Here is a 24,079-nt window from a genome sequence, read left to right on the forward strand (position 1 = left end):
GTAACATAATCTGCTGTTAATCAAGAACTGAATTCCTCCAGCTGGCTATTGTGCAGTCCATAGTAATACCCTCTTTTTTCAAGCAGAGAATCATGTGTTCCGCTTTCAGCAATTTTACCGTTTTCCAGGACGATAATGTGATCTGCTGTTTGAATCGTATTGAGCCTGTGGGCAATGACAAAGCTCGTTCTGCCCTCCATTAAGCGCTGCAATGCCTCCTGAATATTCATTTCTGTAATCGTATCGATGCTGCTTGTCGCTTCATCCAGTATAAGAATAGAAGGCTTTGAAAGAATAGCTCTTGCAATTGAAATGAGCTGTTTTTGCCCCTGGCTGATTCCGCTTCCGTCCTGCTTCAAAAGCGTTTCATATTTATCTGGCAGCTTTTCAATAAACCCGCTGGCGTTGGCAAGGCCAGCTGCTTGCTCCACTTCTTCATCGGTCGCGTCCAGCCTGCCGTAACGGATATTTTCCCTGATGGTTCCTTGGAAGAGAAATGAATCCTGAAGCACAAAGCCCATTTGGCTTCTGAGACTGCTTCGTTTAATGGTTTTTATTTCTTTCCCGTCAATTAAAATTTCTCCGTGTTGAGCATCGTAAAAACGGGAAAGCAGATTCGTAATCGTAGTCTTTCCTGCTCCAGTCGCTCCGACAAAGGCGACGGTTTCACCAGGCTGAATGATAAAGCTGATATCATCAAGAGTCAGAGAATCTTCATAGGAAAAGGAGACATGCTGAAATTCAACTCTCCCTGTAACATTGCAAATGTCATCGGCATTCTTTTCATCAGCAGCCTCTTCTTCCATGTCCAAAATTTCAAATACCCGCTCAGCTCCTGCAACAGCTGATAAAAGGGTATTGAACTGATTGGACAAATCATTCAGCGGGCGGGTAAACTGCCTTGAATATTCCGTGAAAACCACAATGGTTCCTATTGAAATAAAACCGTGAAGTGCAAGATACCCGCCTACCCCTGCAATCACTGCAAAGCTTAAGTTGTTGAGAACGTTCATCAGCTTTGGAATAAAACCGGAATACGTCTGAGCCCAAAAGCCTGATTCCTTCAGCTGCTTATTCTTTTCCTGAAAACGCTGAATGACACGCTCTTCCTGCGAGAAAGCTTTAACAATTTTCTGGCCTGAAATCGTCTCTTCAATAAACCCGTTCATTTCCCCCATATTTTGCTGCTGCTTTTTGAACATCTTCCCAGTACGATTGGTTATCCACCTCATCCCGAAAAACATAATCGGGATAATCAGCATCGTAAGCAGTGTTAAGAGAGGGCTGAGCCAAAGCATAACAGCAACGGTTCCAATCAAAGTGAGAACGCTTGAGAAAATTTGAATTGCCGAGCTGTTCAGCGTTTGGCTGACATTATCAATATCATTCGTCACCCGGCTCATCAGTTCACCGTGCTGGCGTTTATCAAAAAAGGGAATAGCCAGTTTGTGAAATTGGCGGAATAGCTGGGTTCTCATTTCAAAGACGGTCTTTTGTGCAATGCTGACCATCCAATAATTCTGGAGCCACGTTGTGAGCGAATAAAGGAAATAAACGGCTGCCAAAAGGAGCAGCTGACCTGTAAGACCTTCTGCTTTTTTCGGCACGATAAAATGGTCAATGGCGGCTCCAATCAGATATGGACCAAGAAGGCCAAAGGCAGAGCTTAAAAAAACCATAATCAGGACAATTGATAAAAGACCTTTGCTCTCAGAAAGATAGCGCCAAACTCTAAAGAGCGTTCCGGTCCAGTCATTGGATCTTTGCTTTTCTTTGGGATCGCCAGGCCGTCCCTGAAAAGAGGGTCTCATCCGGTTTCCTCCTTCCCCATCTGGGATGCATAAATTTTTCGGTAAAGATCAGAGGAAGCAAGCAGTTCGTCATGACTTCCCTCAGTCATCAGCCTGCCATTTTCCATAAGCAAAATAGTATCGGCTTTCATCGCTGTACTGATTTTTTGCGTAATAATTAAAATGGTGGCTTTATAGCCCTTCACAGCCTCAAGAAGCCTGCCTTCTGTTTTCATATCGAGAGCGCTTGTGCTGTCATCAAAAAGCAGGATTTTCGGCTTTCGGACAAGAGCCCGTGCTACAGAAAGGCGCTGTTTTTGCCCCCCTGAAAGATTCACGCCTTTTTGGCCTAGAGGGGCTTCATATTGCTTCGGAAATTTCATAATCGTATCATGAATTTGAGCGTTCTTTGCTGCCTCCATGATTTCTTCAATAGATGCGTCTTCTTTTCCCCATGTAATGTTTTCTTTCACACTGCCTGTAAAAAGAGTGGCTTCCTGCGGTACATATCCAATTTGATTCCGCAGATCGTCCAGTGTGTAATCTGCAAGTTCCGTACCGTCAATTGTGATGGTTCCCTCGCTCGTATCATAAAGCCTTGGGATGAGCTGAAATAAAGAAGTTTTTCCTGAGCCCGTTGCACCCATCACAGCCATCATTTTTCCAGCAGGCGCCTGAAACGTGATGTTTCTTAGAACCGGCTCATCTGATCCGGGATATTTAAATGAAACGTCATTAAATGAAATACTTCCTTCCGGTATAAACTGTCCTGAAGCAGCCTCATCATTATCCAGCAGATCAATGTTTTCGTCCAATACTTCTGAAATGCGGTGAGCCGAAGCCCGTGTCCTTGAAAAAATCATAATAATAAAGGAAAACATAGTGAGGGCAGCAGCCATCCTGAGGGCATAATTGACGATGGCGACGACGTCCCCTACCATAATGGTTCCGGTAGTAACCTCATGGCTTCCCAGCCATAAAATCAAAATAATTCCTACATTCATGACAAACAGCAGAATGGGCATTGTCGCCTCAATAAGCTGCAGCACATTAACCGTCTTGTTCCTCAATTCAGAAGATGACTTCGTGAAGCGGCTGATTTCATGGCCGCTATTTAAAAAGGCTTTAATCAGCCTGATTCCGGAAAGGTTCTCTCTCATCACGCTGTTTACCTGATCCAGTTTTTCCTGTACACTCCGAAACATATTGCCTGCCTTTTTCATCACCCATAAAAGAAACAGCAGCAGAATCGGAATGGTAATGAGCAGAATCATAGCGAGCCTGGCATTGATCACAAGAGCCATGATCGTTCCAAATAACACTAAAAGCGGTGCCCTCAGCATAATTCTAAGACTCATAAAGACCATATTCTGAATCTGAGTAACATCATTTGTCAGTCTTGTAATTAAAGATGAGGCCTGGTAATGTCCTAAATTGGTAAATGAGAAGCCTTGAATTTTCCTAAAAAGCTTTTCTCTTACGTCATATGCAAAGCCTTGGCTCGCATAGCTCGCAAAATAGGAATTTGTAAGACCAGACACAAATGCAAAAAGAGAAATCCCGACCATTACCCAGCCCCATGTATAAACGACATCCATGTTTTTAGCTAGTATTCCCTGATTGATGATTTTGGCAATGAGAAGCGGCTGCACAAGCTCCACACCAAGCTCAACAAGCATGAGTATGAAGGCCACGCTCATATGCAGCCGGTAAGGTTTAAGAAAAGCCAGCACTTTTTGCATAAATCGAATCCTTTCCCCTATCTGTAAGTGGTTTATTAATACTATAATAGTCTTTTACGAGAAATATTTTAATCATTTTGTTTACTTTGTGAAATATTTTTTTCGTTAAACGAAATACTTTTGAAAAGAAGGTTTTCTTTTAAAAAAACGCTAATTTTTATGGAGGGAATAAGATATGGTCACCTTGAAACCAATGACTTCCGACCAATACGGCCGATATTTAAAAAAAGCTATTGTCCATTACGCAGAGGCCAAAACATCTTCAGGAAATTGGACGAAGGAAGAAGCAAAAGAAAATTCTAAAAAGGAATATGAGAAGCTTTTACCGCAAGGAGAAAAAACAGAAAATCACTTCCTATATACTATTTTTAAAGATAGCAAGGAAATCGGGATCATCTGGCTCGCAAAAACTTCACAGCAAAATGGATTCATATATGATTTTCAAATTGACGAGCCCTTTCAGGGACGTGGATTCGGAAAGGCAGCGCTAAAGGAAATAGAAACAGCAGCAAGAAATCTAGCGATAAAGAAATTGGAATTGAATGTTTTCGGATATAACAAAGCGGCAAGAAGCTTATACGAAAAAACCGGATATGAACCAATGAATATTCGAATGGCTAAAAACATCTAAAGGTCATTGTATTTTTCTATTAGGCGATTTATTGTAAAACTAATAACCTTTTAGGCTCTTTTCTTAAACTTTGTTGCTCCTAACTCTAAATTTCTTTTAAATAACCCTTGATTTGGCAAAAATTTTAAGAAAAGATGCCACGAAGCTAACCTTTCTGCGTGTTCTTAGACCATACGAATAGCAACAATACTTGAGAAACAGCCCCATTTTTCATCAACGTGAATAAAGGGAAGTGTACATCTTGTCTAATCAATCAAAAAAGCAAGAGAATAATTATCTTCAGGCGGACTGTGAACAATGCTTCGGATTGTGCTGTACTGCTTTGCCTTACGCAAAATCGGCTGATTTTGCCTTCAATAAAGATGGAGGTATGCCCTGTATAAGTTTGCAGTCTGATTATCGCTGCAGCATTCATAGTAATCTCAGAAACAACGGCTTTCGGGGATGTGCAGTATACGAATGCTTCGGAGCTGGCCAAAAAGTATCTCAAGTCACTTATAACGGCTGCTCATGGAGGGATAATTCTGCGCTTGCAAAAGAAATGTTTGACGTGTTTCCCATTATGCAGCAGCTTCATGAAATGCTTAGTTACCTGAATGAGTCGCTTCAGCGTGAAGAAGCTAAACCCATCTATAGTGATTTACAGGATGTATTTGAAAAAACGGAATCTCTGACGAATCTGAGTCCTCCGTTCATTCTAGAATTGGATGTAACTGCCCATAGAATGATCGTGAATGAGCTTTTGCTAAAGACGAGCGAGCTCGTCCGGGCAAATATTTCCCCAAAGAAAAAAAGCAAACAAAACAGGGGCAGCAGCCTGATTGGGGCAAAATTAAAAGGTGCTGACTTAAAAGGAACTAGCTTAAGAGGCGCTCTTCTTATTGCAGCTGACTTAAGAGAGGCTGACATGAGAGTATGTGACATGATCGGCGCAGATCTCAGAGATGCCGATTTAAGCGGTGCTGATCTTACCGAAAGCATCTTCCTCACTCAAGCACAGGTGAACTCTGCTAAAGGTGACCGATACACAAAGCTGCCCAGGTTACTTAGTACTCCTGAACATTGGAAGCACTAACGGGTCATGCTGAACATCACATGAATATTCTGCATGAATGCAAAAGATATATTTAAGAGGATAATTATTGGGAGTGAATGACAGGCTTATTAAGCTCCCTTCTGAATTCTCCATTGAAAAAAAGACCAATCCGCTTTTGCGAAAAGGTCTCCCAAAGTTTAAGAAAAGAGCCTTAAGAAAAGAGCCTTTTCAAAAGACTTAAAAATTCTTCATCACTCTTCTCATTTTTTTCATAATCAAGATTATAAGCGAGCATCATTCGAACGAGTAAAAACGCGGTTAAAGGAAGCGGTACTTTTTCAAGATGATCTTGATCCATACCCTTTTCAATCAGCTTGCTTAGAATGCCGACTGCATCTTCCTCTGAATGCTTGAAGCAAAGATTAATTTCAGGCAGTCTATATTCTCTGTATTCGCTGACAAGAGTCGAAACAAATGGGTCCTGCCTTGCTTCATCACTAATATAATGGAGGAATTTCATCACCTTTAACAGCAAATCCTGTTCATTGCTGCTCCGTTCAAATGCTCTTCGCCTCGTTATTTGAATATGGTTCATATAACATTCCAGCAATATTTCCGTTTTATCGCTGTAATAGTAGTAAATGGTCCCCTTGCCGATTCCAGCCGTTTTGGCAATCTGTCCAATCGTCGTGTTCCGTACGCCTTTTGAAGAAAAAAGCTCCGTGGCAGCTGCTACAATAAGTGATTTCTTGTCATTGCCATCCATTTTTAAAAATATCCGCACCTATCATACAATAGTCTTATTGTTTTGTCTTAATTATACCGATCCTCATCAGTCCGTCAAATTTCGGGAAACGTCTCCCGGCTTTTTCAAATTATTCAGATGGGATTAGGTCTTAACTATGATTTTATCAGCAATGAGTTGTTATTTCTAAAAAAGGAGTATAGCATAATGAATGTGACCAGAAGAGATCTTCGGTCGAATTTTTTGATCATGTTCGACCATTATTATAGTTCGGTCGAAAAACTTTACTCTTATTACGCTAACTTTTGGAAAGATAATGGAATTCCATTATCAGCAATTATACTTTTGGAAAGAGGGTAATAGTATGTGCGGAATTGCAGGATGGGTGGATTGGGCAAGAGATCTTTCCAATCAGCAGCCTATATTAAAAGAAATGACAGATTCCATTATTCACAGAGGACCTGATGCAGACGGTTTCTGGTTCTCTGAGAAAGCGGCCTTTGGCCATCGCAGACTGATCGTCATTGATCCAGAAGGCGGCCTTCAGCCAATGCTATACAAGAACGGCAATAAAACAATTGCCTTAACGTATAATGGGGAACTGTACAATTACCTGGAATTACGCAAAGAGCTTGAAGATAAAGGCCACAGCTTCTCCACTAAATCAGATACAGAAGTATTGCTGCATTCTTATTTGGAATGGAGAGAAGATTGCGTGAACCATTTTAACGGGATTTTCGCCTTTGGAATATGGGATGAAGAACGTGAGCAGCTGATGCTTGGACGCGACCATCTTGGAGTAAAACCGCTCTTCTTTGCACGCCGTGGCAGCTCCATCATATTCGGATCCGAATTAAAAGTGCTCCTTGCCCACCCAATGGTAGAAGCAGAAGTGGACCACCAAGGACTTGCAGAGGTATTTGCCCTTGGACCAATTCGCACTCCAGGACAAGGTGTTTTTAAAGATGTAGAAGAAGTTCGCGCCGGCCATTCCATTACATTTAAAGCAGATGAAACAGATATCCAGCAATACTGGAAATTGAAAAGCAAAAAACATGAAGACGATCTGGAAACAACGGAGCAAACCATCCGTTCCCTTCTCGAGGACACAGTAAAACGCCAGCTTCTCTCTGACATGCCGCTTGTTACCATGCTCTCAGGAGGTCTTGATTCCAGTGGCCTTACAGCGTTAGCCGCGAGAGAATATAAAGAGGCAGGCAAAACACTCAGCACCTACTCCATTGACTTTGTCAACAACGATCGGGACTTTGAAGAAGACTTTCTCCGCCGCGATCTTGATGAACCTTGGGTAAAACGTGTGGCAGAACATGTTGGAACTGACCATCACTCCATCGTATTTGGAGCGGATAAACTCGTTGAGAACCTTCTCGTTCCTATGCGCGCCCGTGATCTGCCGGGTGTGGGAGAACTTGAAACCTCCCTGTACCTCCTGTTTAAAGAGATGAAAAAGGATGCAACTGTTGCGTTATCAGGTGAATCAGCCGATGAAGTTTTCTCTGGTTATCCTTGGTTCCATCAGGAAAAATACCTTGATGCCGATATTTATCCATGGCTGAAAAACATGGGGGGCATTGCCAATATCCTTTCAGAGGATGCAAAAACGAAACTTCAGCCTAAAGAGTATCAGAAAAAACGATTCAATGAGGCTGTAAGTGAAGTTCCATTCTTGGAAGGTGAAAGCGAACTGGAAAGAAAACAGCGACAGATGTCTTACTTGTTCATCACCCGTTTCTTGCCATTTATGCTTGACAGGAAGGACCGCTCAAGTATGATGACGGGCTTTGAAGTTCGTGTTCCATTCTGTGACTACCGTCTTGTTGAATATTTATGGAACGTCCCATTTGATGTCAAAAGCATCGACAACATTGAAAAAGGAATTTTGCGACGCGCCTTTAAGGAAGTTCTGCCGGATGATGTAAGAAACCGGAAGAAAAGCGCGTATCCAAGTACAAAAGATGACGCCTACCTTCAAGGAATCAGCAAATGGATGCTTGAGGTTCTGGATGATTCATCTTCCCCGATTCTGCCATTAATCAATACAGATTTGATTCGTACTATTGCTGAAGGCAAACATGGGAGGATCAAAGGAAACAATGCACGCGGATTGATCGATTATTTGCTGCAGATTAATGGGTGGCTGAAGGAATATAATATTAAGGTAACTCTATAATTTAAAGCCGGGGCCGGGGCCTGTCCCTCATCACTTGAATGTGTTAAAGGACAGGTCTTCTTTTTTGCATTCTATGCGGTTTGCGGATTTCTAGATTCAGGGACAGAGCTTTACTCCTTTATCAGAAGAAGGGACAGCTACACTGCGGATTTGTAGTATACTAAACCCATTAATTGTTCCAGGAGGTTGCTATGCTTATTGCCATTCTTCTTTTTATCCTTGCCGGGCTTGCTGAAATTGGAGGCGGCTATCTCGTGTGGTTATGGCTCAGAGAAGCAAAACCGCTATGGTTTGGTGTAATCGGGAGCCTGATCCTGGTTTTATACGGTATTATACCTACCTTTCAGAACTTCCCTTCCTTTGGAAGAGTTTACGCAGCCTATGGAGGAGTCTTTATCGTTCTGGCTGTCTTATGGGGTTGGCTTGTAGATAAAAAAACACCCGATCTTTACGATTGGGCCGGGGCGCTCATTTGCCTTGTTGGTGTGTCTGTGATTCTGTGGGCACCGCGAGGTTAAACCCTTTTCGCGGAGGTGATAAAAATAGAAAAATCCCGAATCCATTTTTTAACGTATGATTTACCGTTAATGCAATCTTAAAAGAGCTCCAATAATTTCTTAACAACCAATTTATTCACCGAGCAGTTTATCTTCTTGTTCGTCCCACATCGCGAACCATGATTGCAACTCAGCCCCTGTGTAGGCACCAACTACCCTCACATTCCTATGTACCAGCTGCACCCCTACCATAACCGAGACAAACTCGTCTTCTGCTCGCAATTGGGCAACGGTCTCCCTGTCACCTGTGATTAGGACGAAGCCGTTAAAATCACTGCCATGAGGCTCAAGACCTACTACCTCAAAGCTGTCAATCTTTCCTTCCTGTTTCATACGTATAATGTATTGCATTGCATTATTGAGCGTGTCCATTGCCGCCTTCTCACGCCCTGGGATGATTTCACCCCAACCAACCATAAGTGCACCTTTTGCCATATCCTTCTCTCCTTTTATACCAAAACGAAATAGCTATATAACCTATTTTTACAGTATTTTAGATTGACAAATATGTTAATATTTAGTATTTTTAAAAAAAATTTCCAGTCACCTAAATAAAAGTCAACAACACAGTCCAGTAGAGCAAAAAGAAAAAAATATTGCAGGAATATACCAATATTTTACATAAGAATGGTTACTTTTGTACAGTTTGTGAAGAAATGTTAAACTATCGGGTGGTTTAGTTTAATTAGCTCCGAAATAAACACAGGGAACAGCTTAGTTCATTTGGGACTGGGTTGTTTTATTTTTTAATACAAAAAGCACCACAAAAAGTGATGCAAATTGATATGAATGGTGGCTGCCATCAGCTCCCGTTCGTTTTTTTGATTTCAGACATGGAAGCAAGTGCTGATGTATTGAATCCTTTAACGATAAGCCATACTGCTAAAGTCATTTCGTTAGCAAATATCGGCAGACTTAAAATTCCTCCCCAAATGGAAATTTGAGAAATGACACCAAACATTTCTAATATGGCTGCAAGAAAAACGAGTGCTGAACCTGTCATACCCAAGATGGGTATAAATCTGGGTACGAGTTTGGATTTATAAAATATATAACTATACATTATTGTATTGATGCCCAGCATAAAATTGGGACCAAGTAAAAAAGTCCAATCATGTATTGCTTTTAATACTGTACCTGAAGCTTGAAAAGAGGCGATATCCGGAGTTGCAGTTGTTGCAAATTCCCGGCTTAAGGTCAAAAGGGACAATACGCTGATTATACCAACAGTAATAATAACGGCTTCAAGAAACCTGAAGCAAACATGCCAAAGAGCTATGGTTTCATTGTACTTTCTTAAAAATGGAAACATCGTTGTCGAAGTACCGACCGCTGAAATGACAAGAATTAATTCCATAAGTGCTCCCAGTATCACCTGATTGGAATGTTCAGAACCTTTAATCAGGTAATCCGGATCATTTAGGATAGGGTCGTATAAATTTAGACCTATTATTGCTGTAACTGCTGCAAGTATAAACAGTACCCCTACAATTAATGCGCTCTTTTTAGCAGGATTCATTTGTTCATCTCCCTTTTTTAAGGATAGCGATAAGAGTTAAGATTTGGCATCAGCACATCCACAAATTGTTGTAATCATACATACGTTATGCAGTGGTCTGAGTTGCACATTAAACAAACCTCCAAGTTCGTTAATAAAATCCTCTTATACCTAAAAACCCGATGGGTCACAAACAAATTTAATACTTCACTGCTGTTTATTTAACGTATTATGGAACTTAATCCAATTATTACTCCAATATAGACAGTAGGGCAGCTATTTGCTGCTCTTCTGTCTTACAATTTTACGTTGATTGTTTCTTTTATGAGAGGTACTCTTAAATATTTGTGTTCGCTCTTAAATCCTGATATTTGCTCTTAAATCTCTATATTTTCTCTTAAACTCCTATATCCGCTCATAACCTCCAGTTCCAGCTCACAAATCCTCAGTCATTTCAACCGATGATGGCTTTTCTTCACTGATATTACTCGCTTCTTTCGTTTTTCTGATATAAATAACAGCGCCGATTGCAACAGCAAGTAAATACAGATCCATGACGAATGGATTGAATTTAAAGATCACTCCCAGTACCGCAACAAAATCAATTGCTGTATGAATGAGGATGGCGAGAAGGAAATGGATGAACTTTTTATTCTTTACCGCATACAGCACGAGCAGAGATAAGGCAACCTGGATAAAGAATGACAGAATACGATCAATTCCTACGGAAAAACTGGTGTCTGCGGTTATATTCAGTATGCTCGCTTTTATGGCAGCCGCTCCAGGTATACTGTGATTGTCAAGCCCTCCCGTATTAACCACATTGGCTAATATAATGTACTGAACACTGGCAAATCCGCCAAGAAAAATGGATTCAATCCCGCCATGCCCAAGCCCGTATGCAAGACCGTCCTTTCTGTCCCGGTATTTTTTCAAAAGCCAGGCAAACGCAACATATCGTCCAGTTTCTTCAAATACACCTGCTGCTAATGCACCATACAAGGAAAAAAGATAGGAATTGGTTTTCAGCACTTTTGTAGATTCATTGATATTCAAAAGGTAAAAATTCAGCGATCCTTCCAGAACGAGAGCAAAAAAGATAAAGATCAGCGAACCTGTTAAAACAGGCCGAAATAAAATGCGTTCTTTTCTTTTTAAATAAATGAAGGCAAAAATGGGAAATCCCACTGAAAGAATGATCGAAAAGATATAACCTGCAATCACAGACTGGCTGACCAATTAGACCGCCTCCAAAATCAATTGTTTTGAAATCCAATTCTCTATATATTGAAGCATTTCTTCTTCAATTGGCTGCTGCATTTGCTGCTTATATGTCTTTAATGGATTCAATTGATCCATCTCGCCATCAAGTTTTTTTAAAATATGCGTCATATTCAGGATGATGTGTATTTCTGTTTCACCTTTTGATAGTTCTTTTACTTTTCGGAGAGCGGATTCTGGTACCTGAGAATCCTTCGTTCCCCCGATAACTAAAATAGGACAGTCAAGTTTTGCATAATCTTCTTCGACAATATATTGAAAATGCTCTCTCATCCATTTTGCAGGAAACTTCTTTCCGGCCACCCTCATAACATCAGCGTCCGATTCCATCATTTTCGCTATGAATTTTTCATTCTTTTTCTTTGCCTTATCCACTAGGTTAAAGGTTTTTATTAGCCACCCATTGAAACCTTTCAATTCAGCCAGCGCCTTATAAGCATTTTCCCGCTGCCATTCTGTTACATCATTCATTGAAATGGCACCTCCAGCTAGAAGAATAAATCCCGCTGATTGCTCCCTTAAATGAACGGCTGGAGCAAGCATTGTCCCTTCACTGTGTCCTAAAATAAAAATTTTTTCTTCATTCACATAGGAAAGTCCTTTTAAAAACTTCACGCATGCTGCTCCATCATCTATAAGATCTCCCAGCCCACGCTTGTATTTGTCCCCCTCACTTTCATGTGAACCACGCTTATCAAACCGGAGAACAGCATAGCCCATTCTTGCCAATGCTTGAGCCAAATCTCTGTAAATGTTCATATTAAGCTTGCTGCCGTTTCCGTCTCTGTCACTGTCGCCTGTTCCCGGTAAAATCAAAATCGCCGGTATGCTTCTCTTTTGGATGGCTGGTCTTGCTATTGTACCGGCTAATTTGAACTCCCCTTGAATCGTCACATTCTCTTCCATCACTTGATTATTCATCGTTTTTTCCTCCTGATTCCCCTTCAGGAATGATGATCGTTGCCACTGTCCTTTTTTTTCTTCTCTCTTTCGGTTCATTCCCGGCTGCTTTTTGATAAGCAGCCCTGATTGATTGGATAAATTCGAGAAATTCCTCATCGTCCATAAAGAGATCAATTTGACGAAAAGATACTCCATCCTTCACTAAATCAACCTCTTCTTTTTCAAGGTAGCTCCCAAACCTGTCAATCAAACTTCCTGCAAACTGCATAAAAACACCCATTTGTTCTTCTTTTGAGCTTTTCTGAAACTGTTCAGGCGACAAACTGACTGCATCCTTTGCAAGACCGTATACCTTCTCAACTGCTCCCCGTATTTGATTTTCAGCCAGAACTTCAATAACGTTCCCTTCTACAAGCTTATTAAGGTTCCTGTATAACGTTGCCTGCGGAACATCCGGCAGGCGGGAAGCCATTTCCTGCACTGTCAGCTGTTTTCCATTAACAAGTGTCTGTACGATCCGCATTCGAACTGGATGTAAAATTAACTTTGCTTTTGCGTTCATTACAATCACCTTTTTTATTATCATTTTCAATAATGATAATAAAATATTTTGTAAAAAATGTAAATAGGCAAAACGAAAATATGAATAACAAATAATTTAAAAAGGGGACAGTCCACTTAGGACTGTCCCCATTGATTCTATTCCTGCTCCGTCAGCTTCACAATCTCCACAATCACTTCAATGGCTTTGATCATGTTATCAACAGAAATATATTCATATTTTCCGTGATAGTTTTCTCCGCCGGTAAAGATGTTCGGAGTCGGCAGTCCCATGTAGGAAAGAAGGGAGCCGTCTGTTCCTCCTCGAATCGGCTTGACAATTGGCTCAATTCCAAGATTTTTCATAGCTTTATGGGCAATTTCCACGATTTCTTTCACTGGTTCAATTTTTTCTTTCATGTTGTAGTACTGGTCCTTCACTTCAAGAAGAATATTTTCCTTTCCGTAAGTTTTGCGGAGTATTTCCGCGCAGTTCTCAAAATGGACCTTCCTAGCTTCGAAATTGCCCCTCTCAAAGTCACGGATGATGTATTCCATTTTGGTTTCTTCCACATCGCCTTCAAGGGAAATCAAGTGATAAAACCCTTCATAGCCATCGGTAAATTCCGGGGCCTCTTCAACAGGAAGCATCGCATTGAATTCCATTGCTATTTTGGCTGAATTCCTCATTTTGTTTTTCGCAGTCCCTGGATGCACATTTTTCCCTTTAAAGGTTAATTTAGCTGAGGCTGCATTAAAACTCTCATACTCAAGCTCACCGAGAGGTCCGCCATCCATTGTATAGGCATAGGAAGCTCCAAAGGCTGCCACGTTAAATTTGTGAGCTCCCCTTCCAATCTCTTCATCAGGAGTAAAGGCAACGCGGATTTTACCGTGGGGAATGTCAGGATGCTGAATAAGGTAGGACATCGCTGTCATAACTTCAGTAATGCCCGCTTTATTATCTGCTCCAAGAAGTGTAGTTCCGTCTGTCGTGATCAGCGTGTGGCCTTTGTAATCAGCAAGCTCCAGAAAATCACTTGGAGAAAGGTAAACATTCAGCTTTTCATTTAACACAATCTCTTTTCCATCATAGTTCTCGACTATTTGAGGATTAACGTCTTTACCGGTAAAGTCGGTTGCTGTGTCCATATGAGCCAGAAAACCGATAACAGGAACCTCTTTTTCCGTATTGGATGGGAGTGTAGCCATAACAAATCCATTATCATCAAGAGTTATTTCTTCCATGCCGATCAGCTTAAGCTCTGCAACAAGCATATTAGCGAGTGTAAGCTGTCCTGGCGTTGAAGGCCAAGCGCTGCTTGATTCATCTGATTGTGTATCAACTTTTGCATATGTAGTAAATCTCTGAATGATTTCTTCTTTCATTTCCATCATCTCCCTATGTATTTTCTTTTTTATCATATCATGCGGAGCACATATATCTGAAAATTTGAATTGCAAAGATGCAAAAAAGCCGGCTTCCTTGCAGAGGCGCCAGCTCGATTACTTTGTTATCTGCTTATTCGATTTTCTGAAGATCTGATTGAGTACCTCTGAGAAAATCAGCCCGATCGCGATGGATCCTGAGATCATGAATGCTTTAGCTGCCAGGTTAGTGGCTGTATTATAATCGTTTTCTACGAAATTCCTCATGGCGTCATATGCCATTCCGCCAGGTACGAGCGGAATAATGCCCGCCACACTGAAGATAATTACAGGCGACTTGTAGATTTTTGAAAAGATGTGGCCTGTCACTCCAATCAGCAAGGAGGCAACAATCGTCGCCACGATGGCATCAAAGCCGTCTTCAACCATCAGCACATAGACGTACCAGCCAAACATACCGACAAAAGCACATTTGATGATGGATTTTCTGGGAGCATTAAAAATGATTCCAAAAGCCCCTGATGCAACAAAGCTTGTTATTAGCTGTTCGAAAATCATATGATCCCTCTCTTCGACAAATGATAAGCAAGATTAAAAGATGGAAAGAACGACGGCAATACCCGAACCGATCGCAAATGCTGTCAGAAAGGCCTCTGCTCCTTTTGACAATCCGGAGACAAGGTGACCAACCATTAAATCCCTGACTGCATTTGTAATTAAAAGCCCGGGCACTAATGGCATAACCGAACCGATTATAATTTTGTCCAGCTCATGTCCAGTTCCGGTCTGAACAAACAGAAAGGAAAGCACACCAACAATAAAAGAAGCAATAAATTCGGAAAAAAACTTGATCGGCACAAGCCTGTGGCTGACTGCAAGCGTTAGAAAACCTGCTCCGCCGGCAATCATGGAAGGAATGAAATCCGGCCATTTTCCCATAAACATGATCATAAAGCAGCCGCTTGAAATAGATGCGGCCGCAAGCTGCAGCCAAAACGGATAGGTATGGCGCGAGGCTTCTACATGCTTCAGCCGGGCATATGCTTCTCCAAGATTCAATTCTCCGCTTGAAATGCTTCGGGATATAGCATTCACCTTTGCCACTTTATCCAAATCAGTTGTCCGATCCAAAATCCGGATTAATTTTGTTTTTGTAGGCTCCCGGCCTTCCACTGAAAAAATAATACCCGTAGGAGTGACATAACTGTGGGACACTTCAAACCCGAAGGCAGCTGCCATTCTGGTCATTGTATCCTCCACCCTGTAAGTTTCGGCTCCGCTTTGGAGCATAATTTTTCCGGCAAGGAGACAGACATCCATAATTTCGTATGTAATAATTGGCTGGTTTATCATTTCCATCTCTCCAAGACTCTAGAAGCTTATTTAGTATCTGTTCAACACCTTACAGTTTAAAGGAAAACATCTAGTTGGACAATTTTTTATTAAGACTCTTTTCCTGAACTTTGCTGCCCTTTCATCTAAATATGTAAATTTCTGAACAGTATACATCTGCAATTTTCAAGAATAGATGCCTAAGAGCTAATCTTCAAACGTGTTCTAAACATATACGAATAGCAATCTTTTTGAAAAAAGCCCTTCCTAACAAGGCTTCTCTTTCTTTCGTTAGCGGAATCCGTAGTGGATACGCCCATTTCAAAATGAGGTCGATGAAAAGACGGATGAAATGCGGTTTTTTAGGATAAAAAGAATAGTATAGAAGCTAGTATGAGAAAAAGGATGGACAATATGCCGATTAGCTTAAGAAATTAAATTGGAAACAGGAAAGAATGTAACTCCGGCCAAAAGAAAAAAGCAGGGAGATTCCCCGCTTTATTTCTTTGCCTGTGCAGCTTTTTCAACCGCTTGCTTTAGATCATCAAAACTTTTCCCTTGAAACATCTTGCCGTCTACAAAAAGGGCAGGTGTTCCTTCAACTTGAAGCTTTTTGCCAATATTCAAATCGTCTTCCGAAGCTTTTTTGCCTTCATTTTGCTTAAAGGCTTTTTGTACCTTTTCAGCGTCTGCTTTACTAGCAACTTCCCCTAATGCTTCCATTAAAACAGACTCAGTGAAGAAGTCCATTTTTTCATATTTCTGGTCATCAGGCTGTTTTGCATAAAGTTTATCATGAAATTTCCAGAAGGTATCATTGCCTAATTCTTTGTATACCGTTTCAGCAAACTCGGACGCACGAAATGAATCGTTGTTGATAAACGGAAAGTTTAAGAAATAGAATTTGACTTTACCGGAGTCTACCAATTCTTTTTGAATCTCAGGATAAGAAGTTTGAGTAAAAACCTTGCAGTAAGGGCATTTATAATCTCCAAATTCAACTAAATTGACAGGAGCAGATTCTTTACCAAGAAAAGGCTGGTTATTGAGGCTCAGGTTTTTTCCGCCGTCAGGCTTGTTCCCCAGAATGAAAATAACGATAATACCAATCACGACAATCGCTGCAATCGTAATCAGGATCCACGGGGAACGTTTTTCCGGCTTCTTTGCCGTATTCTTCTTTCCGGTATTCTTCTTGGTCTTGCTCATCTATTCACTCCCTATAAAAATATGTATTGTGGTTTTAGGCTGATTAAACAGGTATTTACCCTTCCAATAAAATTATAGCCAAAAAGGATGCAGACAATCTAGACAAGCTGTGAACATTTTATAATTAATTCTATGAAACTTTTCATCTTCTCCTGGCGACTAAAATAAAGACATTCCTTTTTTACTCAAAAATTGATTATTATTCCAAACAAAGGGTATCGGCACAAAGGAAAGGGTGAGAACGATGAAACGAAAAACCTTATGCTTTTCAGCACTGCTTTCAGCAGGTCTTATTTTAGGCGGCTGCGGATTAAGCTCAAAAGAGACTCCTACTGAAAAAAAAGCTGAAAGTGAAAATACAACAAAATCAAACGCTGATCATTCTTCTGCTGAATCATCAAAAGAGAGTGTTAGCTCTGCTGCAAAAAAAGAGCCCTCAGCCTCTGAGAAAGAGTCGGATACGGTCAAAGAAAAATCCACAGAAACATCAAGCGGCAGCACAAACGGCGGACAGGAAATGCCTGCTTATGACGGTCTTCAGGGAAGCGGCGGCAGTCTTGAAAATTTAGCCAATGGCCCTGAAATAAAAGTTCCTGCAGATGTAAAAACCGATGTTTTAGCCATGTTAAAGAAAAACCTCGACACATTAAACAAGGAAGATTTGAATGGTTATATGGCTACCTTATCGAAACATCCTGCGGGATTTAACTTAGACAATGAACGCCAGCTGATCAAAGAGTCCTTTGCTTCAGCAGATGTAAAAACCAGCCTGCTTAAATCGAAAATTGTAGCATATGAAAAAAATGTAGTTACCGTATATGTTGAAACAAAAGTGGCGCTTGTTGCCCCTAAAGCGATGGAGAAGAAAACATTGACAAAATCCCTCAATGTTTTTATTAAAGACCCTGAGGGCTGGAGAGTGTCAGCCAGCATGATGCTAAATAATACGGACGGGAAAATGGAATGACGTGCGGCTCTTGTTGAGCAGCATTTTTTTGTGCTTATATCTTTCTATCAAATTTAAATACAAGGTATAATAGATTAAAATTACTTTAACTTTTTATAGTCTTTTAATATAAGGAGATTGTATGGAAACAAAAGCAAAAGCTTTGTATGATTACTTAATCGCCAACACTGAGCAGTTTACAGAGAACTGGACGTCTCATCAGAAAGTAAAAGAGGGGTCCGATTATTCTACTGATGCACCTTCCCATGTGAAGGAAAAAATCAAATCGCAGATTGGAAAGTATGTCCAGATTGTTGCGAAAACGCTTTTCCAGACTGAAGCAGAGATGAAGGAAAACATCTCCAGCTGGACAAAGCAGACTGGCTCAGACCGCGCCCAGTCTAAAACATCTCTCAATGAAGTTGCATGGAATATGAGCCTTTTCCGCCGTGTTTATTGGGATTATGTCCGTCAATTCGCCAGGCAGTCCGATCTTGACATAACAGCTGAGGATATCTTTTTATGGGAAGAAAAACTGAACCCAGCTCTTGACTATGTTCTGGAATCCTTTATTGCTTCCTATATGGAAGTGCTTATGAACAGGCTTCATGCACAGTCGCTGCTCATTCGTGAATTAAGCGCCCCTGTTATTACCCTTACATCAAAAATCGGCCTTCTTCCTATAATTGGTGATATTGACACTACTAGAGCAAATAGCATTCTTGAGTCCACCCTTCAGCAAAGTGTTCAGTACCAGATTTCCACCCTGATCCTTGATTTTTCAGGAGTCTTTATCGTAGACACAATGGTTGCCCAGCAAATCTTCCATTTAATCGAAACGCTCCAGCTCGTCGGCGTTAAAACCATTTTGTCCGGTATCCGTCCTGAAGTTGCACAAACAGCCATCCAGCTTGGAATCGATTTTTCAGGAGTACAGACAGAAAGCTCATTAAAGAATGTCATTCAAAAGCTTGCCCTGCAAGAGATTTAATCCTGCTGCCAGCCTTCCGTTTGGAGGGTTTTTTTCTTTTGAAAGACCATTTTGTCAAATCAAAAAGGGGCTGCCCAATTGCTTGCCCTTTTTAATGACCACTTGACATCTTTTTGGCCGATTCCTTTTTCAGAAGGGTTCTTATTTGATCTTCTGAAAATCCCTGCTCCCTATTTGCTGCAGAAGAACCTTTATATGATTGCATACCTCATAATGATGGCGAACCTGTTGCATTTTTTCTGCAAATCGCCTGATAATGGAAATTCCCATTGATATCCCAGCCATAATCGAAGGACTGTCCAAACGATAGCCATTTTAGGACCTCTAAGCCATTTCATGACCATCCATCTCCCCTAAGTATGTGTGCGAAGAAATATTGTGAAGTATTTCTCTTTCTTCACTTCTATTATATTCCAGGGAATTTTTTCACTCACTATTTTGTGAATCATTTCACAAAATAGCAACATTTGGAATTGAAATAATTATAAAAAGCCTCCAAATATGAAAGATAAGTTGAATTACGGATTGACTAAAGGGCAAAAAAATACTTAATCTGTAAGGGAAGGAAAGAAAAATCAGAAATTATTTTATGAGGAGGAAAAAAGATGCCAGTAAAAAATTACGGTGTTCTAAAAGGTAGGGCTATTGATTCACGAATGGAAAGAAACAGCAATACCCCTCATTACCAGATTCATATGATTGGAGAAGAAGGCGTTCATTATCGGATTGCAGTAAATGTGATGTCGAGCTCTGAAGAATCCGAAGTCCTTTATTTGGCCGACGATCAGTACGACGCTTCCTCGATTCAAATTCTTCCTGAATTAAAAAATGGATATACAAAAATTGACGAAAACAATAGGAACATTGCCCTCGATTATATTCGAGGCAATTTATTTGATCCCTCTAAAATGAAGCCGCTGCCTAATGATGTTACAGGCCCTGACAACGATTTAAATGATTTTTTAGATCACTATATTCAAAAGGCCATTTCAGAAAAAGCAGGTGTTTATGTTTACGGCTCTAAATTCGGTCCTGAGAGTCAGCCCGATAAAGTTTTTCACTTTACTCCAGGAAACGGCATACATAATGTCCACATGAACCAGGGCAACGAAGACAAACCAGGTAACCAAAGGGACTGGGCAGGAGATAATGGAACGTACCATGATGGGGGATTATTGATTCAATTTCAAGATCATTGGGCTGCCATTTTTCTCGCATTCCTTTCTGAATCCTGGTGTACGGACGACAGAGGCTACCCGACAGAAAAATGTGACCACACCCAGATGAAGCCCAGCAGCTCTCAAAAAAGCCCTGCTGGGAACTGAGAAATGAACATCTGGTCAGGATGCTTAGATCCGGAAGCAAATCGGCTGGAGATAACAGTTAACTTGTGCAATTTTTGGGTTTGAAGATAATATGAAGCTTGTATGGAGTGTTTTATTCTTATTCGAACGGTTTTAATTCCTTTTAAGGCTGGCTTTTCATTAATTATGCTTGGTTTTTTTGTGTTTATGCACGGCTCTCACCATTTATGCTCAAGCCCTAGTTCATATGCGCAGCTGTCACTACCCATTCGCAAGCCGCCGCCCCCTGCCAGCAAAAAAAGCCGGACCTCCCAGGAAGTCCGGCTTTTGAATTTTAGGCTGATTGTTCTTTTCTCAGTTTATCAAGTATTTCATCCATTTTATCAACAGGCACAGGAGGGCTGTAGAAAAACCCTTGAATAGAAGGACATTGGAATCTTTCAAGGAATGCGAGCTGCTCCTCTGTTTCCACTCCCTCTGCGACCACTTCTAAATTCAGGTGCCCTGCTAGAGATATAATACTGGAAATAATGGCATTGCTTTGTTCATTTGAGTTGATTCGCTGAATGAAGGACCTGTCGATTTTCAGCGTATCGAGTGGCAGATCCTGCAGATAGCTCAATGAACTGAAGCCTGTCCCAAAGTCATCAAGGCTGATTTTAATTCCAAGATTCCTAAGTTCATCCAGCTTTTTAATGGTTTCTATTCGGTTTTCAATCATAGAACTCTCGGTTATTTCTATTTCAATATGGCTTGGATCAAGTCCATTATTCTGAAGGATGCTGCTGACAGTTTCCACCATCGTTTCATCATAGAAATGATAGTGGGAAAAGTTAACAGCGACACTTGTAAAAGGATATCCTTCCTGCAGCCATTTTTTCATTTGCTTTGAAGCCTGATTCAGTACGGTTTCTTCAAGTTTTTTTATCAAGCCTGCTTTTTCAGCGATAGGAATAAAAACCCCAGGGCTGATCATACCCATTTCAGGATGCATCCATCTTACAAGCGCCTCGGCACTGTTATATTGCTGGTTTGGCAAATGAAATTTGGGCTGATAAAAAACAATGAGCTCTTCATTTAAAATCGCTTTGCGAAGTTCTGTTTCCATCACTAGCTCTTTATGTAGCTCGTCGTTCAGGTCATTTTGGTACAAAACATAGGAGCTGGAAGCTGAGCTTTTCGCCACTTTCAGTGCAATATTAGCAAAACGGAAAGCATCCTCGAGGGTTGCACACCTTTCAGCCTGCTCCACCACTCCTGCTTTGCAGCTTAAATTAATCTCCATGCTTTTAATGGAAATAGGCTTTTCCAATTCCTTAATCATATTTTTTAATACGGTTTCCCAATCTCCGTCCTTATAAGCAATACAAAAAGTACTGGAATCTAATCTGGAAAGGATTAACGTTTGACTTACATAATTCTTCATCCGTTCCGATGCTAATATAAAAGCATCTTCACTAGTTTTTTCATCATACAAATCTGCAATTTTTGACAGGTTGTCAATTGAGATAAACATAATTTCATAAGAACCTCCGGCCGATTCCATCATCTTCTTGAAATGTTTTTGATTTGGAAGCTGTGTGGAATCATCAAAATAGGCGAGCTGATGAATCTTTCTTTCCGCTTCCTTCAATTCTGTAATATCTTTTAAAATACAGTAAACGCCGTTTACTTTTCCATCTGCCATAATTGGAATAACCGAAGTCTGTGTTTTGACTTTTTTATGATCTTTTCTTGGCAGATTCATTTCAAAGGAAAAGGTTGTACCAGATAACGCTTGCGGAAAATGGATAGCCGGATTGACCTTATCCCTATCACTGATCAGCATATAAGATTGACCAAGAAGTTCATTTCTGCTGTAGCCTGTCAGAATCTGAGCTGAGCTGTTAACACTGCTGATCTTCCCTTCTGTATCCAATGCAATGACTGCATCCAGATTATGCTGAAACAAAGATTCGTATTTTTCTTTTGTGTAATCAAGTTTGCGGTAGGAATAATAGGACGGCACAAAGGCCAATAGGATAAGTGCAGTAAGATCCAGGAGATAAGGAAGCAAAATCCATAAGTGATCTGTTAAAATCATCATTTTGCTGATTGGCATCACAGAGATAATGACCATATAAGGTATGCCGGCAAGTGCAATTCCCGCAAATAAACCACCTATAATTTTCCAATAAAGGACTGCTCTAGCCGATGTCTCTTCCAGAATCTGATAGAGGAGCTGAACGGATGCCAAGCTGAATCCAAATACAATGACAAAGCTCATCGCAGAAAGCACAATATTCCATTCTGCTTTCCCTGCATACATAGGATAAAATCCGATGTAATCTCCTAGAAGAATGGCTAAAGTAATAAATACACATACAATAATATATCGAGTTTCTCTCATTCGTTTTACGTTCAGAAATTCAAACAGAAGATAAATCAGCAGAAAAAACAGCAAAAGGGTACCTATCTTAGCTCCGTCTACAATAACTGGCAAACGAAGTGATCTATAAAAAAGCATTTGTATAACCCAAAATAGAAGGGCTATCACTGCCGAACGGATCAGCTTCCTGCTTCTTTTCCATTCTTCGGCAACCTGTTTCTTTGAAAAATGAACAAAAAGAAAACACATTAAGCAGCTTAGCAAAATACAAAGGATATAAATGTTGATATCAATAAAAGTACTGAGACTTTTTAATTTTAGTAATTCCATGGCTTCCTTTCTTAGAGAAAATGAAACTGAAATCAAATCTATATAGTTCTATAAACCTATTATAAAATACCCAATATTGAATATCCAGCGAAATTATAAGCTCTTTCTTATTAAGCCCATTTTCCTTCGAGCGGTTTATCGATTATACTGTTAGTAACCGAAGTTTAAAGGAGACCGAAAAATATGCAAGAACAAGAACCAAAGAAAAAAATGACGCTGAAAGAAGCGATTCGCCAAAAATTGGCCAGCAAAAAGCAGCAGCAAACTTCAGCAAGCCACGGCCTTGTTAAATCAACAAAAAAGATGAAAAGCCAGCAAACAAAGAAAATCAATAACCAGCGCAAACGAATGGGTGTGTAAATGGACGGACGGAAAAGAGCCGATATCGCACCAGGCATAGAGGTCAATATTGTGCTGAAAGAAGACCAGCGGACAGGAAAACTGACCAACGGCTTTGTCAAAGATATTCTAACCAATTCCGCTACTCATCCACATGGCATTAAAGTGAGGCTCGAAGACGGACTGGTCGGAAGAGTCAAGGAGATTTTATCGAAATAAAAGAACCGAGTGCTGGCACTCGGTTCTTTTTTGTCCCTATTACCTTTGAGAGACGGACTTTTTCATTGGATTACGCGATAAAGCCTCTTTTAAATATGTATTGCCGAACTTGCTGCGGGCTTTCAGCAGATCATGCAGCAATAGAATATCATCAAGAGCCCTATGGCTTTGAGAGGTTCCAAGTCCATGGCGCTGAACTAAATAAAAAAGCTTTGAATTGATAAATCCGTATTCCTTCCATGGAATGTGGCGGACGGAGCAATGCCAGCGCATTCCCCCAGCTTCCGGATACATAGCAGTAACAAAGCTTCTGTCAAAGGCAGCATTATGGGCTACAACAAAATCCGCTTTAGAAAATAGCTCCTTAATCTGTTCATCATCAAACATTTCCCCTTCAACCTGCTCAAACGGTATGCCATGAATACGGTAGGCATTGCCGTAATTAGACCTTGCGGACGCGGATTCTGGTTCTCTTAAATAGGAATGTTCCTCTGTAATTCCTAAAAATTGATCCTCAAGCTGATCGTATTCAAACAGCAGGATTCCGATTTCAATCATTTCATCTCTGACAGGTGACAGCCCTGTTGTTTCAACGTCAAGCAGCATCCCAGTCAGTACTCTATTTGTTCCGATCATTTTATCCCTCTTTTACTCAGAATAGTATCTTCTATTCTACCATTCCTTTTCATGAAATTAATTCATTTTGTTCTCGATTTTACCACTATATGAAACTTCCAG

24 protein-coding genes are annotated in these 24,079 nt (G+C 40.6%); 9 read left to right on the forward strand and 15 right to left on the reverse strand.

Annotated elements, in window-relative coordinates; all coding sequences use genetic code 11:
• Nucleotides 1–20 precede the first annotated feature (20 nt).
• Both ACOT8F_RS11270 and ACOT8F_RS11275 read right to left on the reverse strand, forming a co-directional pair.
• Nucleotides 21–1,811, reverse strand: a complete 1,791-nt coding sequence (locus tag ACOT8F_RS11270) for an ABC transporter ATP-binding protein (RefSeq protein ID WP_421651972.1) — start codon at nt 1,809–1,811, stop codon at nt 21–23.
• Entirely contained in the window at nt 1,808–3,532 is a 1,725-nt protein-coding gene (locus tag ACOT8F_RS11275; RefSeq protein ID WP_421651973.1) for an ABC transporter ATP-binding protein, read from the reverse strand. The genes ACOT8F_RS11270 and ACOT8F_RS11275 overlap by 4 nt, the downstream gene beginning before the upstream one ends.
• Nucleotides 3,533–3,707: 175 nt before the next feature.
• On the opposite strand from ACOT8F_RS11275, the gene ACOT8F_RS11280 reads away from it, so the two are divergent.
• Nucleotides 3,708–4,163, forward strand: coding sequence for a GNAT family N-acetyltransferase (locus tag ACOT8F_RS11280; RefSeq protein ID WP_421651975.1), 456 nt, complete (start codon nt 3,708–3,710; stop codon nt 4,161–4,163).
• Nucleotides 4,164–4,404: 241 nt separating this feature from the next.
• Entirely contained in the window at nt 4,405–5,238 is an 834-nt protein-coding gene (locus tag ACOT8F_RS11285; protein WP_421651976.1) for a pentapeptide repeat-containing protein, read from the forward strand.
• A 172-nt stretch (nt 5,239–5,410) separates the two neighbouring features.
• On the opposite strand, the gene ACOT8F_RS11290 is transcribed toward ACOT8F_RS11285, so the two are convergent.
• A complete protein-coding gene (locus tag ACOT8F_RS11290) occupies nt 5,411–5,965 on the reverse strand; it encodes a TetR/AcrR family transcriptional regulator (protein ID WP_421651977.1) in 555 nt (184 codons plus the stop codon).
• 343 nt (nt 5,966–6,308) lie between these two features.
• Between ACOT8F_RS11290 and asnB the strand changes: the two genes are divergently transcribed.
• On the forward strand, nt 6,309–8,135 hold the full coding sequence (gene asnB, locus ACOT8F_RS11295; protein WP_421651978.1) for an asparagine synthase (glutamine-hydrolyzing): 1,827 nt from the start codon (nt 6,309–6,311) through the stop codon (nt 8,133–8,135).
• A gap of 191 nt (nt 8,136–8,326) precedes the next feature.
• Nucleotides 8,327–8,653: a YnfA family protein gene (locus ACOT8F_RS11300; protein ID WP_421651979.1), complete on the forward strand. Its 327-nt coding sequence runs from the start codon at nt 8,327–8,329 to the stop codon at nt 8,651–8,653.
• Nucleotides 8,654–8,764: 111 nt separating this feature from the next.
• Here ACOT8F_RS11300 and ACOT8F_RS11305 read toward each other — a convergent pair whose 3' ends face one another.
• From ACOT8F_RS11305 to ACOT8F_RS11345, 9 genes are all read right to left on the reverse strand, one after another.
• Nucleotides 8,765–9,064 (reverse strand): hypothetical protein, encoded by a 300-nt coding sequence (locus ACOT8F_RS11305; RefSeq protein WP_421651980.1) that lies wholly within the window; start codon nt 9,062–9,064, stop codon nt 8,765–8,767.
• A gap of 430 nt (nt 9,065–9,494) precedes the next feature.
• Nucleotides 9,495–10,211, reverse strand: coding sequence for a DUF4386 domain-containing protein (locus ACOT8F_RS11310; protein ID WP_421651981.1), 717 nt, complete (start codon nt 10,209–10,211; stop codon nt 9,495–9,497).
• Nucleotides 10,212–10,625: 414 nt separating this feature from the next.
• A complete protein-coding gene (locus tag ACOT8F_RS11315) occupies nt 10,626–11,429 on the reverse strand; it encodes a YhfC family intramembrane metalloprotease (protein ID WP_421651982.1) in 804 nt (267 codons plus the stop codon).
• Nucleotides 11,430–12,392, reverse strand: a complete 963-nt coding sequence (locus tag ACOT8F_RS11320; RefSeq protein WP_421651983.1) for an alpha/beta hydrolase — start codon at nt 12,390–12,392, stop codon at nt 11,430–11,432. It abuts the gene before it with no gap.
• A complete protein-coding gene (locus ACOT8F_RS11325) occupies nt 12,385–12,936 on the reverse strand; it encodes a helix-turn-helix domain-containing protein (protein ID WP_421651984.1) in 552 nt (183 codons plus the stop codon). Before ACOT8F_RS11325 ends, ACOT8F_RS11320 begins: the two co-directional genes overlap by 8 nt.
• A gap of 137 nt (nt 12,937–13,073) precedes the next feature.
• Nucleotides 13,074–14,303, reverse strand: a complete 1,230-nt coding sequence (gene pepT, locus ACOT8F_RS11330) for a peptidase T (RefSeq protein WP_421651985.1) — start codon at nt 14,301–14,303, stop codon at nt 13,074–13,076.
• A 117-nt stretch (nt 14,304–14,420) separates the two neighbouring features.
• Entirely contained in the window at nt 14,421–14,861 is a 441-nt protein-coding gene (locus ACOT8F_RS11335) for a threonine/serine exporter family protein (protein WP_421651986.1), read from the reverse strand.
• Nucleotides 14,862–14,894: 33 nt separating this feature from the next.
• Nucleotides 14,895–15,656 (reverse strand): threonine/serine exporter family protein, encoded by a 762-nt coding sequence (locus tag ACOT8F_RS11340; RefSeq protein ID WP_421651988.1) that lies wholly within the window; start codon nt 15,654–15,656, stop codon nt 14,895–14,897.
• A 477-nt stretch (nt 15,657–16,133) separates the two neighbouring features.
• Entirely contained in the window at nt 16,134–16,844 is a 711-nt protein-coding gene (locus tag ACOT8F_RS11345; protein ID WP_421651989.1) for a DsbA family protein, read from the reverse strand.
• 244 nt (nt 16,845–17,088) lie between these two features.
• On the opposite strand from ACOT8F_RS11345, the gene ACOT8F_RS11350 reads away from it, so the two are divergent.
• A complete protein-coding gene (locus ACOT8F_RS11350; RefSeq protein WP_421651990.1) occupies nt 17,089–17,811 on the forward strand; it encodes a hypothetical protein in 723 nt (240 codons plus the stop codon).
• A 121-nt stretch (nt 17,812–17,932) separates the two neighbouring features.
• Nucleotides 17,933–18,781 (forward strand): STAS domain-containing protein, encoded by an 849-nt coding sequence (locus ACOT8F_RS11355; RefSeq protein WP_421651991.1) that lies wholly within the window; start codon nt 17,933–17,935, stop codon nt 18,779–18,781.
• A gap of 191 nt (nt 18,782–18,972) precedes the next feature.
• Here the strand turns inward: ACOT8F_RS11355 and ACOT8F_RS11360 are convergent, their stop codons facing one another.
• Nucleotides 18,973–19,119, reverse strand: coding sequence for a hypothetical protein (locus ACOT8F_RS11360; RefSeq protein ID WP_421651992.1), 147 nt, complete (start codon nt 19,117–19,119; stop codon nt 18,973–18,975).
• 267 nt (nt 19,120–19,386) lie between these two features.
• Here ACOT8F_RS11360 and ACOT8F_RS11365 point away from each other — a divergent pair, with 267 nt between their 5' ends.
• Nucleotides 19,387–20,106: a DUF2278 family protein gene (locus ACOT8F_RS11365; protein WP_421651993.1), complete on the forward strand. Its 720-nt coding sequence runs from the start codon at nt 19,387–19,389 to the stop codon at nt 20,104–20,106.
• 313 nt (nt 20,107–20,419) lie between these two features.
• On the opposite strand, the gene ACOT8F_RS11370 is transcribed toward ACOT8F_RS11365, so the two are convergent.
• Complete coding sequence (locus ACOT8F_RS11370; protein WP_421651994.1) at nt 20,420–22,591, reverse strand: sensor domain-containing protein; 2,172 nt, start codon at nt 22,589–22,591, stop codon at nt 20,420–20,422.
• A gap of 375 nt (nt 22,592–22,966) precedes the next feature.
• On the opposite strand from ACOT8F_RS11370, the gene ACOT8F_RS11375 reads away from it, so the two are divergent.
• Both ACOT8F_RS11375 and ACOT8F_RS11380 read left to right on the forward strand, forming a co-directional pair.
• On the forward strand, nt 22,967–23,143 hold the full coding sequence (locus ACOT8F_RS11375) for a hypothetical protein (protein WP_421651995.1): 177 nt from the start codon (nt 22,967–22,969) through the stop codon (nt 23,141–23,143).
• The gene (locus tag ACOT8F_RS11380) at nt 23,144–23,341 is read left to right on the forward strand and encodes a YwbE family protein (RefSeq protein ID WP_421651996.1); all 198 of its coding nucleotides are present in this window, start codon (nt 23,144–23,146) and stop codon (nt 23,339–23,341) included.
• A gap of 39 nt (nt 23,342–23,380) precedes the next feature.
• Here ACOT8F_RS11380 and ACOT8F_RS11385 read toward each other — a convergent pair whose 3' ends face one another.
• Entirely contained in the window at nt 23,381–23,977 is a 597-nt protein-coding gene (locus ACOT8F_RS11385) for an exonuclease domain-containing protein (protein ID WP_421651997.1), read from the reverse strand.
• Nucleotides 23,978–24,079: the final 102 nt, after the last annotated feature.

It is taken from the genome of Chryseobacillus diguaensis, from assembly GCF_049220665.1.
In the GTDB taxonomy this organism is placed as follows: Bacteria; Bacillota; Bacilli; order Bacillales; family Bacillaceae; genus Metabacillus_B.